The organism is Sphingobacterium sp. UBA1897 (assembly GCF_002337775.1).
GTDB classification, from domain to species: Bacteria; Bacteroidota; Bacteroidia; order Sphingobacteriales; family Sphingobacteriaceae; genus Sphingobacterium; species Sphingobacterium siyangense.
Window position 1 is genome coordinate 30,694 of sequence record NZ_DDGR01000034.1, and the last position, 13,696, is coordinate 44,389.

Annotated in this window: 8 protein-coding genes; 5 read left to right on the forward strand and 3 right to left on the reverse strand. The window is 43.4% G+C overall.

Translation table 11 applies throughout. The annotated features are described in order from the left end of the window. The first annotated feature begins 278 nt into the window (after window positions 1–278). The 3 genes from B4N43_RS22815 to B4N43_RS22825 are packed head-to-tail and all read left to right on the forward strand — an operon-like array spanning window position 279 to window position 5,851. Complete coding sequence (locus B4N43_RS22815; protein WP_286736401.1) at window positions 279–1,259, forward strand: TlpA family protein disulfide reductase; 981 nt, start codon at window positions 279–281, stop codon at window positions 1,257–1,259. Then, window positions 1,256–4,465 carry a SusC/RagA family TonB-linked outer membrane protein gene (locus B4N43_RS22820; protein WP_286736402.1) on the forward strand — a complete coding sequence of 1,070 codons (3,210 nt, stop codon included), beginning with the start codon at window positions 1,256–1,258 and terminating at the stop codon, window positions 4,463–4,465. The genes B4N43_RS22815 and B4N43_RS22820 overlap by 4 nt, the downstream gene beginning before the upstream one ends. Window positions 4,466–4,480: 15 nt before the next feature. Next, complete coding sequence (locus B4N43_RS22825) at window positions 4,481–5,851, forward strand: RagB/SusD family nutrient uptake outer membrane protein (RefSeq protein WP_286736404.1); 1,371 nt, start codon at window positions 4,481–4,483, stop codon at window positions 5,849–5,851. A gap of 66 nt (window positions 5,852–5,917) precedes the next feature. Here B4N43_RS22825 and B4N43_RS22830 read toward each other — a convergent pair whose 3' ends face one another. The 3 genes from B4N43_RS22830 to B4N43_RS22840 form a co-directional block, all read right to left on the reverse strand. Further along, window positions 5,918–6,280 (reverse strand): hypothetical protein, encoded by a 363-nt coding sequence (locus tag B4N43_RS22830; RefSeq protein ID WP_286736406.1) that lies wholly within the window; start codon window positions 6,278–6,280, stop codon window positions 5,918–5,920. Between the two features lie 123 nt (window positions 6,281–6,403). Further along, window positions 6,404–6,637: a hypothetical protein gene (locus B4N43_RS22835; RefSeq protein WP_139145028.1), complete on the reverse strand. Its 234-nt coding sequence runs from the start codon at window positions 6,635–6,637 to the stop codon at window positions 6,404–6,406. A 287-nt stretch (window positions 6,638–6,924) separates the two neighbouring features. Then, window positions 6,925–7,941: a helix-turn-helix domain-containing protein gene (locus B4N43_RS22840; RefSeq protein ID WP_070567275.1), complete on the reverse strand. Its 1,017-nt coding sequence runs from the start codon at window positions 7,939–7,941 to the stop codon at window positions 6,925–6,927. A 1,260-nt stretch (window positions 7,942–9,201) separates the two neighbouring features. On the opposite strand from B4N43_RS22840, the gene B4N43_RS22845 reads away from it, so the two are divergent. Both B4N43_RS22845 and B4N43_RS22850 read left to right on the forward strand, forming a co-directional pair. Next, the gene (locus B4N43_RS22845) at window positions 9,202–10,527 is read left to right on the forward strand and encodes an IPT/TIG domain-containing protein (protein WP_286736408.1); all 1,326 of its coding nucleotides are present in this window, start codon (window positions 9,202–9,204) and stop codon (window positions 10,525–10,527) included. A gap of 19 nt (window positions 10,528–10,546) precedes the next feature. Beyond that, complete coding sequence (locus B4N43_RS22850) at window positions 10,547–13,678, forward strand: SusC/RagA family TonB-linked outer membrane protein (RefSeq protein WP_286736410.1); 3,132 nt, start codon at window positions 10,547–10,549, stop codon at window positions 13,676–13,678. Window positions 13,679–13,696: the final 18 nt, after the last annotated feature.

A 13,696-nucleotide genomic window follows, 5' to 3' on the forward strand; every position in this document is an offset into this window, starting at 1 on the left:
AATGCGATATCTGCTAATATCCTAGTGCTGTTGAGTGCTTATGTTGGTGATGGAGTAGAAAGGCGTCAGCTTTTGAAAGATGAAGAAATGCAGGAGTTTGCAATTGCAGTGTATCGTCTGTTGATCGTATACTGTATCGTCAATCATCGTAAACTAGATATTACTAAAGCTGAGCTGTAATCGGAAGCAGACGAGCTTATAGAAAAAGAACTGGAATTGAGCAAAAAAATCGCTGATTTTTTCAGTCGATTATCGAAATAACCAATAACAAACAAATTATGAATACGTTAAAATTATTGACGCTAGTCAAGATAATTATAAATACCTACATCTGCCAAGCACTGGCCAGATACTCGAGCAGATCCTATTGTAAGGGTACTGGGCGAGTGCTGAAAAAAGTACGCCTACTGGCTTTGGACTTTTTCCCAGTTAATACCGGCCTTTCTTCTGCCTTTTATGCTATTCGCTTCGAATTGGCATCGGGTTTTCATCGGTGTGACCCACTGAAATTCCGCAGCCGACTCGATGAAAACCCGCGGAAAGGGCGAAGTTGGTCAGGAGTTGGTAGGGGATTGCTTCTGCTTACAGCTATAGTTTTTCAATATTTATATTTTTCTTTTAAGGCATTGAAGAACATAAGAGCGTTTATCTTATTAGCTCTTATGTTTTATATGTTTGGTTTATCTGCTCAGACGCTCCGCCAAGACAGCGGGGCGGATAGGCTAAATAGCATCAAGCCATTACAGATCGGAGATACCATTCCAGACGCATTGTGGGGGCTCCACCTACTGACTGTAAACCACCCAGACGGAAAACAAAGGATTACATTGAATGATTTTGGAAAGCAGGAACTCATTGTACTGGACTTTTGGGCAACCTGGTGCGGAAGCTGCCTGAATTCACTGCGAAAGCTAAAAGAAATAGAACTGCCAGCATCCGTTTCCGTGATACCTGTTACTGCGCAAACTACCGACGAAATCGAACATTCAAAGACCATTTTATATTGGTTCAAGGACTACAAGCCCTTCTCTGTAGCCGAAGATTTCGTTCTGACCTATTATTTCGGAGTACAGTCCGTACCGCATATTGTATGGATCAAGGGCAATAAGATCAGGGCAATCACATCTGCCAAATATCTTGACGTTGAAAACATAATAAAGGCACAAGCCGATGACTGGTCAACAATAAGCTCCAAAGCGGCCGGAAATATCCAAAGCCGAAAACAGGTCAATACTCAAAAGAAAGGGGGGCTGCTTTGAAAATATGGACAACACTCTTGCTGCTGATATTGTGGAGCTCATTATCTGCGCAGACCAATATCACAATTTCAGGAAAGATAGTGGATAAATCCAACGGAAGACCTATCCGGGGCGCAACCATTATGCTTAAAGGGAACAATGTGTCGACATCATCAGACCTTACAGGTAATTTTACCCTTGTGCCGACTGCCCGTGGCCAAGACACGATCCTGATCAGGGATGTGCAATATGTACCGGTATCCCGACCGATTTTATTGGGAAACGCGCAATATATTTCTGTTGAATTGCTCCCAAGGTCAAACACGCTGGAGGAAGTGAAGATCAACACCGGATATCAGCGTATTGACAGAAGGGCTTCTACCGGCTCCGTAGCAACGATCAGCGAGCGAGAAATACAGTATAATACATCGGGAAACCTACTTGACAGGATAGATGGTCTTATTTCAGGTGCCTATACAGATAGGACCGGCTATAATTTTAATGGAGCAGCGCAACAGCCCAACCTCACCATTAGGGGACAGTCCAGCCTTATAGGCCAGACCTTTCCCCTGATCGTTGTGGATAACTTCCCTTTTGAGGGCACGCTTGAAAATATCAATCCCCAGGATATAGAAACAGTTACCGTGCTAAAGGACGCTGCCGCCGCCTCAATCTGGGGTGTACGGGCTGGAAATGGTGTACTGGTCATCACAACAAAAAAAGGCAAACTGAACCAGCCTCTTTCCGTAGATGTTTCCTCCAGCTTGATGGTTTCGAGAAAACCGGACCTGTTCTCGCGCCAGACCGCCTCGTCCAGTGATTTTATTGACATGGAGAGGTTTCTTTTTGAAAAAGGTTTTTATGGTACACAGATCAATGACAGCAAAAAGCCGGTGATCACGCCAGTCGTAAAGCTTCTCATTCAGCAACAGAAACAGGAAATCAGCGAAAAGGAGCTCGAGGAACGATTAGCTGTACTGCGGGGAATTGACGTAAGAAATGATTTTCTGAACTTTGTTTACAGAAATGCTATTGAAAGCAGCTCTTCCATAGGCCTGCGTGGAGGCGGGGATAAGGTAAGCTATTCTTTTTCGCTCGGTTACAATAAAAATACCTATAGTATGCCAACAAACGGCCAGGACAGGATCACGGCCAGATTTAGCCAGACCTACAGGCCGGTATCAAAACTGACCCTTTCGACAGACCTTTCTTTTAGCAGGATCACGGGCACCATGTATAACACTTCCAATATGGTAGGCTACGGCCACATCAAGGTCAACAACAAAGAACTCTATCCATATGCACAATTGAAAAACAGCGACGGGGTTAATGACATCCTCTACACGGACTATGACAGAACGTTTATCGACCAAAATCAGGGGCTGGTATCCAGGAATTGGAATTTTGTCCCCCTGGATGAGCTCGAAAGAACCGGTAGCAGGTCAGAAAATCAGCAGATTGTCGGGGGGCTTGATCTGGGTTACGACTTAGTTAAAGGCCTACGGTTCACCCTTCAGTCGCAGCTGAACCGCGCCCTAACAGAATCCTCGTCATTACTGGAAGAAAACAGTTATTATACCCGGAACCTGTACAACCGCTTTACAGCCATAAACGGAGGCAAGACGACCTATGGGATACCTGATGGTGGCATACAGGACAGAAGCAATGCCAAACTATGGGGCTATTCCCTCCGGACCCAGCTGGACATCGACAGGCAGCTGGGCAGGGGGCACCGCCTTCAGGGGATAGCCGGGGCCGAGGTAAGGGAAATCAATAACAGCAATTCATCCTACCGAACTTATGGGGTCCAGGCAGACAGGAATACTTTTTCGCCAGTCGATTTTGCCAACACATATCTCCTGTTCCCCGCCATCGGCGGTAAAGGTTATATACCAAATGGGCTGGGGACAGGAAGAACGGCAAATAGATATGTATCCATCTACTCAACTATAAATTACAGCTTTGCCGACCGGTATTTTCTGTCTGCCAGTGCTAGAAGCGATGCCTCCAATATATTCGGCGTGGACACAAGAAATAAATGGTCCCCGCTCTGGTCCATGGGCGGTGGATGGGAAATATCGGGGGAACCATTCTATCATTCCGATGCGGTGAATTATCTTAAAATACGTTCTTCCTTCGGCTATAGCGGAAATGTGGATGCAAGTATCCCTGCTGAACTTGTACTCCAACAGGCCAATTATCTGGATTTTTATTCGAACCAGCCGTTTACCAATATCCTGTCCTTGCAGAATACGGGGCTGCGCTGGGAGAAAGTTCAAACTTTCAATGCGGGCATAGAATGGAAAATGTGGAATAAAAGACTGGATTTTACTTTTGATTATTACAGAAAGAAATCGCTCGACCTGATCGGTTTCGCTCTTGTCGATCCAACACTGGGTACCTCCTCCGTGACAATGAATTCCGCGGAACTCAAAGGCCAGGGATTAGACCTCACCGTCTCGACGGCTATAAGCAGCCGCAACTGGTCATGGAACGGGGTATTACGGACCGGGTACAACAGGACCACCCTGGAAAAATATCATGGTAGGATATTGGCTGTGACCAATCAGGCGATGTATGCCGGGTATTTTGTGGGAAAGGACCGAAATATGCTGACCAGCTTCCGCTGGGACGGATTAACAGCTGATCAGGGAGCTCCAAGGGGATTCGAAAATGGAGAACCTTCGATCAATTATCAAAATATAATCAGAAACACGGATCTGGATGATCTGGTATATCATGGCTCAAGTGTACCCCGGCTAACGGCATCCTACCGGAACAGGATAGGCTACAGGAACCTGGAGTTTGCATTCACCGTCTCAGGGCAATTTGTTTACTTTTTCAGAAAGAACAGCATCAACTATTCTTCCTTTTTCAGCAACTGGTCAGGGCATTCAGATATTTCCATACGATGGAAAAAGACAGGTGATGAACTGCACACCGATGTACCAGCAATGTACTATCCCCTGAATACAGACCGGGAAACTTTCTATAGCCTCAGCGAAGTTCTTGTCAGGCGGGGAGACCATATCCGGCTACAGGATATCAGGCTTTCCTACCGTTTCTCAAACATCGCAAGACAGCGGATAAGGTCATTGGAACTATTTCTCATGGGTACAAATATGGGGCTGATCTGGACAGCGAACAAAGAAGGGATAGACCCCGTATCCAACGGTGCGATAGCACCTCCGCTGACACTAACGGGAGGGTTTAAGATTGGATTTTAAAACACGTAGACAACGATGAAAAAACGAAAATTTTTAAAAAGTGGCGCAATCATTAGCCTGGTGGCATGCGTCCTCTCAGGCTGCTCCCGATATCTTGACTTAAAACCTGATGACAGTTTCTCCATTCCCAGCAGCCTGCAGGACCTGCGGGGCATGCTTGACAACAGCGAGGTGGTAATGAACTTTGCCACAACAGGCCTTGGGGAAACAGCCTGTGACAGTTACTACCTAAATGAAACTTCGTGGGCAGGAATGACCAACGAAAGAGATAGGCTGCTTTATCTCTGGCAACCGTATAGTCCCGTGGCCAGCCAATGGACCGGCCCCTATCAGGCGATCCTGTATGCCAATACGGTACTAAAATACCTGCCTTCTATAAAAATGGCCACCAGTGATGAAGCGGAGGTGAATACGCTTCGGGGGGCAGCCCTTTTTTATAGGGCGCACCAGCTCTTCAACCTGCTGCAGGTATTTTCCCTTCCTTATGATCCTTCGGGGAGCAATGCCCAGCTTGGAGTGGTCTTACGGACTGAGCCATCCCTGGATGAACAGATCTCAAGAAGTACTGTTCGTCAATGCTATGATTTTATCATCACTGACCTGAAAACATCCATTGGGTTATTGCCGGACAGAACCGATATCCCGACAAGACCTTCAAAAGCGGCATCCTATGCAGAACTGGCCAGAATATACCTGGTCATGTCCGAATTTGAAACTGCCGGACGGTACGCGGATTCCGCCCTGATGATCCGGTCAGAAGTTATGGACTATGGAACGGAAATAACCGCTACCGCGAGTCTTCCTTTTTCCAAATGGAATAAGGAAGTGATTTTCGACGTAGCCATGAACGGCGGCGTAGCCCTTGCGCCTTCAAGGAGACGGGTAAACATGCATGAATATGACAATTATGAAAAGGGGGATCTGAGGAAAGTGGCATTTTTCTCCCTGAACAACCTCGGGGAAATCCTCTTTAAGGGGAATTATAATGGTTTAAATTCCTCCCAGTTATTTTGCGGGACAACGACGGCCGAAATGTACCTTATCCGTGCGGAGGCGAATATCCGCCAAAAGAGGCTGAACGATGCGGCAAAAGACATCGATTTGGTTCGGGCAGGGCGTTTTTCCACAGATGACTTTAAACCCGTAGTGTTTACAGACCAAAGGAGGGCACTGGAATACATAAAAAAGGAACGTCAAAGGGAACTGATATTTAGGGGACAGCGGTGGTCAGATATCAGAAGGTATATCCTACTCGGTGAACAGGTGGAAACAATGACCAGGACCGCCGAAGGGAAAACATATACAATGAAGCCGTCCGATGTGGTCAGGTATCTGTATAAACTACCTGATGAAGTGATTGATAATGGGTCGCTCACTCAGAATTGACAGTAAAAAGAGAGGAAAAACAATCAGTCTTTCCTCTCTTTTTCAGGAGTAGTCAGTAGTCACAGATTATTCCCTCACCCGTACGTTTGCCGAATGTTGCTCGTTTGAAGTCGCAGTCTGTATTTCATTCTGCAATGTGCTGTCTATATCGGGCTGCCCGTTTAAATCTACAGTTGCCCGTAGTGCACATACCTGATCCCCTGGGTTACAGGTCGGCATCGGTTCATCTTCTTCTATGAGCCGATACTTAGTTGGATCGGTCGGGGAATCCGATGAAGACCCGATAAATTCAAACCATTGCGTTGCAAGCATCTTTGGTGCTACAGTAGGCTCCGTTTTGTTCTGGTTCGCTCTCACAATATAGAAAGCTCCGAATAATAGTATTAATGCTGTAAATCCAGCTATGATTTTTGATTTTAACGTTATCATGGTGTAATGTTTTAATTTGAAATTCTGTTGGTAATCATTTTGCACATCGGTTTTGCCTCACAGTTATGCAATCGAGGGTTCCTATTGTATGGTCGGCCAGCTTCCTGGAAGCCGAGAAGCCAGCTAACTCGGGAACAGTGCAAACTTACGCGGATACAACATCTTGCTTGCGACTCTCTTTAGGGCCAAGGATAGACAGATAGGAGCATAGCGCAGTGTGCTGAACCAAAGAATGGCTCTATACCTGAATCGAAGGACAAACTGCCCAAACAGTAGGATCCCTAAGGACTGGAGCCCCGACCTGATCTGCAGGCCTAGCTGGCTGATTTTCGTTTTTACTGTTTGTAGACTTTTCATCTTCGTTCATTTTACCTATCCATAACCTGTAGCGCAGCGGCACATCCTGGGTGCGGCCTGCCCTCTGTGTTGTTTTGCGCTTTATCGCTGTACCCGCGTCCCTATTTTATTTTGCTCCAGCTATCTCCTCCCAACCTTTCGCAGACGTACCGAAGATAGCTGGACTCCCAGTCGGGAAAGACGGGGATCGCATGGCACTTGTACGCCTGCCATCTCTTTTGCTTTTCGTTCTTTAAGCGTATTTCAAAGGTAAGGCAGCCTCGGTGAATTCATTTATCCATTTTTGATCATATGATGTATTCATTTTTGTCATTGTCGGGATTACGATGGAGTTCAATATAATCGGAGGGATACAGGCCTACCCGTTTTTCAAAATATTTGGAGAAACCACTTGGGTATTTAAATCCGCAAAAATTGGCTACTTCGCCAATACTATAAGTCGAAAGCAATCTTTCTTTTGCCAGCGGAAGGAGTATTTCGTCCCTATACTGTAAAAGAGTCTGTCTGTAATGGCGTTTATGGCAGCGCGTCAGGTGGGCATCAGAAACGCTTAGGATAGTGGCAATCAGGCTTATATTCACTTCCTGAAAACCTTGGTTGACGATATCATGGATCATTGTTCTAGCTTTTCTGGCCAGTATTTCACTTTCGCTCAGTTTCTCATAGAATGCAAATTGTTTTGATTCGGCGATATCAAATAACTGGTAAATCTGCTCGACAACCTTTGCTTCGTTTTGTTTGCTATAGTTGAAAAAGATTGTTTCAATGCGGTTGAGCTGGTAATCAGTCAGCTCTTTGATCGGCCATAAGGCGGTCTGGTAAAGACTGGATTTATCCCTTTTTCTGGCATTTTTTAATTCGGATAGAAAGTGGCCGTGATGGTAGATGATGTCCCGCACCAGGCCGATATCAATCAATAGCCCGTAGACCAGGTAATTCCCGGGCTTTAGCAGTATATCGAATTTACTGCGCGGAATGTAGGTAAAAGTACTATGTCTATGGGGAAGTACTATTTCGTTTTTGGTACCATGTTTTTGAACGATAATATCGTCCGTCGCGTTCTTGGTATAAATCAGGTGAAAGTCTGGCCTGTTTGTTTTAAGTTGCACGATACAATCAGTGGGCACATGGGCCTGTAGCCGATATAATATGGTCTGCCGGTAATCTATGTATTCCTCTACAAGCTGGATAGAAGGATCCTCATATAGATTACGCTTGGCACCAGGTAATTGGGTGAGAAATGGGTGTTTTTCGTCCTCGAAATAAGCTACTTTTGGTAATATAAATTTGAAGGTCTTCTTCATAATTGATCGTGGTTTATTTTCCAACTTTTACGGTATGGAAAAGTATTTATAATTTATTTACTAAATACTACCGTCCAGCACATGTTTATTTAATATATTTTTGCTATTTTATAGCTCGGTTTGACTGTTATTTATTGACTACGCCTAAATCCCAGCTAATGGATGAGTGAATTCAAACATAGAATTTGTGATTGTTTTATATTGTAGAATTAATTCCTAAATCAACTGCATTACTTCTCAATTGATCGACACTACTTCCTGTCACTGCTGAATTGATCCCAAATATATCGAGTATATAAGGTTAAAAGTTGTCCAAATCTGGAGAAAGAGTTGTACATTTTCCGTACTAGCCCACTAGTTTTCAAAATACATAATACTGGATTTTAGTGGGAATGCTCGCACCTCTTGCGAAATAAGGACACTTTTGGAGAAATTAGGACAAGACTAGGACATGCTCGCACTGAACAATGGCTGTATGGCGCTAGATTTTTTTTCATTTTCCTGAATTTTTAACTGTTACCAGTTCAAGGATATGGAAGGTTTTTTGGCCGAAAAGCGGCCATATGGTGGCCGAAAATTGGCTAATCATTATGCTCTTTTTCTCTCCCCTTTATTCACCATTTTTTCGTGTCTGGTTCGTGCCATCTTCGGAATGCGCCTACATATTTCCTACAGATTCTCTACATATTGCCTACATAATCAGTAGGGAAGGAGTAGGGAAACAGTGGAGAAGAAGCGGGCGGCCTCCGAATAAGGGGCGAGGCAGGTACGAAGGATTTATGAAGAAAGGATGAACTAGTTGCGATATCATCATTTAACTGCCAATTTTTTTGTTTTTTTTAATGTCCCGCAAAAATCCGCAAAATATGGGAAGTGAAAGAAAACACCACGGTTTGTCTTAGTATATGCGTAAACTGTGAATTGAGATGTTACAATAATGTTGTTTCGTTTTGTTTTGGTGATGTTTCTTTTTGTTTTTTTTCTTAAATATGAAACTAACTACTTATTTTTAAATTAAAACAATGTTAACAATATGATAATCATTGTTATGGTAGTTTTTGTGGTCTTGTTTGTTAGTTTTGCAGCGTTTTAATCTAAATCTTATACCTGTTTTAATTTGTGTTGTTTATTTCTTATTCTTTCAATTTTTAAAAAATACATTTGTTTTGTTTGTTTTGAAATATTTGTTTTGTTTGTTTTTCTGAATTGTATTCGATCTCAAGTCAGAACCAGTTATAGATTTGTTTAACCAAAATTATTATGAAAAAATATAATCAATTAACATTCTCTTTGTTATCGTTGCTGTTTTTTTCTTATTGTAAAGAAGATGTTGCAACAAGGCAAGGTGAGCATGATCCCAATAAACCGGTCGTGCTCTCTTCTTTCTATCCTGCAGAAGGCGGAGCTAAGGATAAAATCTTATTAGATGGTCAAAACTTTGGATCCGATCCAAATAAGATCAAAGTGTATTTTAATAATGCACGGGCTGCAGTAGTCTCCTCAAGTGGAGAACGTATTTATGCTATTGTGCCACGTCTTCCTGGTGATGATCCCAAAATTTCGGTTGTCATCGGTAAAGATTCATTGATTTATGATAAATCATTTACTTATCATATCCAGGCGCAGGTCAGTACTGTTACCGGTACAGGTGATAAGGACTTTTTAGCAGGTACACTCGATCAGGCACATGTCTATGGTAAATACCTAGATATGGACGCGCAAGGCAACCTATTTATGACCTGGCGTGACGGTGGATCATTTGGTATTGCGCGTATCAACGAAAAGGAAAACATTGTAACACCATTATATTCCGTTGCAAAGGATGCTAATCCCTATGCTAATGGAGTGACGGTAGATCGGGTGACTGGTATTATGACGGTTTCACATGAGTCGGTTGCAGAAGTGTTTTTTTCCTTTGATCCAAGAGAGGCTTGGACACTTCGCCAGCGGAATGCACAGTTCTCAGCAGCTGATTATGGCAAAATTGTTCAGGCGGATAGATATGCCAACTTTGTGACTTTTTGCCCCTACGATGGCCATTTATACACACGCTTCCGTGATGGTCATATCGCTAAAATAGATCCGGTGACATATGCTGCGACGATCGTGCACAAAGGGCCTTATGGTTCACAATATGGACAAGCTATTAATCCGGCAAAACCCTGGGAGTTGTATATTACGTTACACTCAAACGCTAGCCCGAACACGTTTGCACAAGGAATTTCTGTATTAGACCTACGTCCTGAACATATCAACGAAGGCTTCAAACGTATCAATGCACCGGGTGGGGCAGGATTTCGTGACGGCCCCGTTAAAGATGCAATTTTCAATTATCCAAAGGATATCAAATTTGACAAGAACGGAAATATGTTTATTGCCGATTATGGTAATCACTGTATCCGCATGTTATCGGCTGATGGAATTGTTTCTACTGTTGCCGGACAACCGACTAAAGCTGGTTATAAAGACGGTGGGCCTGTAGAGTCGCAGTTCAACCAACCTTGGGGAGTTGCGGTGAATGATCAGGGCGATATCTATATCGCCGATTGGAGCAATGCGCGCATCCGTAAATTAGTTATCGAATAATTAACCTACTTATTATATTATGAAGATTTTTTATTTTTTGTGCATCCTGCCGCTGTGCCTCTGGCTATCACCTGCACTTGCACAACAAACAGAAGAACAGTTAACCATTGCCGGAACTGTCGTTGATAGCAAGGGGCAACCTATATCTAAAGTATCAATCTACGTCAAGGATAAACCGACAGGAGCAACTTCTACAGATGAAAAGGGAAAGTTTACTATTAAAGCTGTGTATGGAGACTGGTTGGTATTTACCAGTGTGGGCTATGATGTTGCCGAGCATTTGGTGGTAGAATCGACCAACAACCTGGAAATAAAAATGCTCGATAAGAGTACGAATATTGATGAGGTTGTCGTAGTCGGTTTGGGCGCAAAACAACGGAAAATTAGTTCTGTAGGTGCCATTACAACAGTAGATGTAAAACAGTTACAAAGTCCCGCGCCTTCTATCGCGAATATGCTGGGCGGTCGTGCAGCAGGTATTATATCCATGCAGACTTCGGGTGAACCGGGATCAAATATCTCTGATTTTTGGGTGCGTGGTATTGGTACATTTGGTGCCAACGCGAAAGCCTTAGTGCTTATTGATGGGCTTGAAGGTGATTTAAATACCATAGACCCTGCAGACGTGGAGAGCTTCTCCATTCTGAAAGATGCTTCAGCAACTGCAGTATACGGTGTGCGGGGGGCAAACGGAGTGGTATTGGTGACCACTAAACGCGGTACAGTAGACCGTATACAGATCACTGGGCGTGCAAATACGACCTTATCCAGACTGAATCGTTTACCGAAATATCTACGCGCATACGATTATGCTTTGCTGGCCAATGAAGCGACTATTGTCCGCGGGAGTGAACCGCTATTTAATAATACTGAATTGGGCATTATACAGCAGCATCTGGATCCGGATATGTACCCGGATGTCAGTTGGCAGGATGAGATCCTAAACCGAAGTTTTTGGCGTCAGAGCTACTATGCCTCCGGACGTGGTGGTTCTGAGGTAGCACGCTACTTCCTGAGTTTGGGGGGAAATAGCGAAACTGCAGCCTACAAAGTAGATAAGAATAGCATATACAGTTCTAATGTCGGTTACAATACATACAATTATCGCCTAAATCTTGATATTAACCTGACGAAAACGACTAAGGTATTTTTGGGATCTGATGGTTTTTTATCGGTTAAAAAGGAACCTGGATTTGGTAATACAGATGCAATCTGGAAAACACAATCTACGCTTACACCGATTTCTATTCCACTTCAATACTCTAATGGCTTATTGCCTGGTGTAGGATCGGGCCAACGTTCATCACCTTACGTGATGATCAACCGTACGGGTAACTATAATAATCAGAATTATAAAGGTAAAGTAACCCTGGCGCTTGAGCAAGACTTAGGTAGCCTACTTGAGGGCTTGAAAATCCGTGGTCAGGGTGCTTATGATATCCAGAGCTATTTTTCCGAACGTAGGTGGATGCAGCCAGCATTGTATGAAGCAACAGGCCGTAATTTGGATGGATCATTGATCATGGTTCAAAAGGTACAGGAGAAACCGGCTTCCTATTCGAAGACTGTAAGCCAATACCGAAAATATCATTTTGAATCCACACTTAATTATGATAAAAAATTTGGAGAAGATCACCGTACTTCAGCTTTGGTTTATTATTACCTGAGTGATGCCAAGGATACCGAGGATGCAACCAGTAATATGACCGCAATACCTGTTCGTTATCAAGGGGTGTCCAGTAGGTTTACCTACGGCTATAAGGATACTTACTTATTGGATGCCAATTTCGGTTATACGGGTTCTGAGAATTTTCAACCTGGTCGCCAATATGGTTTTTTCCCTTCGGTAGCGATAGGATGGGTACCTTCAAGTTACAAATTCATAAAAGATGCCGCTCCTTGGGTAGACTATTTTAAAATCAGGGCGTCTTACGGTACCGTAGGTAATGATCGGATTCTGAATGCCGTCCGTTTCCCTTACTTGACCAAGGCCGATATTTACAATAGCGGTGTTTGGGGAGTTGGCGGTATTGAAACAATTACAGAAACCCGTATTGGAGCTGATAACTTAGCATGGGAGCGCTCGATTAAGTCCAATCTCGGGATAGAAGGAAAGTTTTTTAATAATAAAATTGATTTTGTGATTGATTTTTTCCAGGATCAGCGCAATGGAATCTTCCAGCCACGAGTGCAGGTGCCGGATTACGTAGGGGTAATTTCCAATCCGTATGCCAATGTGGGCCGTATGAAGAGTTCGGGTGCTGATGGTAATATTAGCTATACCACCAAGCTCAATAGCGATATGACACTGACTTTGCGGGGTAATTTTACCTATTCCAAAAATATTGTGCAAAACTGGGAACAGGCTTACCTAGAGTATTCTTACCTAGAGTATAATGGTTATCCTTATGGTTCTATTCGTGGTTATCAATCGTTAGGTCTATTCAAAGACGAGGACGATATCAAATACAGTCCAACGCAGAGTTTTGGAACGGTATTGCCTGGTGATATCAAATATAAGGATGTCAACGGTGATGGTGTTATCAATACGTTGGATAAAGTGCCATTGACCCATAGCAACTATCCATTGTTGATGTACGGTTTTGGTGGAGAATTCCGTTACAAAAATCTATCATTGGGTGTCCTTTTCAAAGGAACAGGTAAGACATCCTTTTTCTATGTTGGTCAGCCAATGACTTATAAAGATGCTACTGAAAATACTGGGATGGGCTATATGCCATTTTTCGGCGGTACAGATGGTAACGTCATTACCCTGGCAAATGATCCTGCCAATCGTTGGATACCAAGGGAATACGCTCTCGAACATGGTATTGATCTTTCACTAGCTGAAAATCCAAATGCCAAATATCCACGTTTGCAGTATGGCAACAATAGTAACAATACACAGTTGTCTTCATTTTGGATGGATGATGCTCGTTATATACGCTTACAGGAACTAAGCGTGAATTATAACGTAAGCCCAAAATTTTTAAAGCGATTAGGTGTCAAATCCATGGACCTTCAGTTTGTTGGAAACAACCTATATATCTGGGATAATGTTAAGATTTTTGACCCGGAACAGGCCGCTTGGGGTGGACGCAAATATCCTATTCCGACGACTTACTCGTTACAGGCTTATATTAATTTTTAATACCATAGAAATAATTGA

Bases quoted from the DNA above. Each gene is read 5' to 3' on its own strand.
- B4N43_RS22815 (WP_286736401.1), top strand. From the start codon at position 279: ATGAATACGTTAAAATTATTGACGCTAGTCAAGATAATTATAAATACC.
- B4N43_RS22825 (WP_286736404.1), top strand. From the start codon at position 4,481: ATGAAAAAACGAAAATTTTTAAAAAGTGGCGCAATCATTAGCCTGGTG.
- B4N43_RS22830 (WP_286736406.1), bottom strand. From the start codon at position 6,280: ATGATAACGTTAAAATCAAAAATCATAGCTGGATTTACAGCATTAATA.
- B4N43_RS22835 (WP_139145028.1), bottom strand. From the start codon at position 6,637: ATGAAAAGTCTACAAACAGTAAAAACGAAAATCAGCCAGCTAGGCCTG.
- B4N43_RS22840 (WP_070567275.1), bottom strand. From the start codon at position 7,941: ATGAAGAAGACCTTCAAATTTATATTACCAAAAGTAGCTTATTTCGAG.
- B4N43_RS22845 (WP_286736408.1), top strand. From the start codon at position 9,202: ATGAAAAAATATAATCAATTAACATTCTCTTTGTTATCGTTGCTGTTT.
- B4N43_RS22850 (WP_286736410.1), top strand. From the start codon at position 10,547: ATGAAGATTTTTTATTTTTTGTGCATCCTGCCGCTGTGCCTCTGGCTA.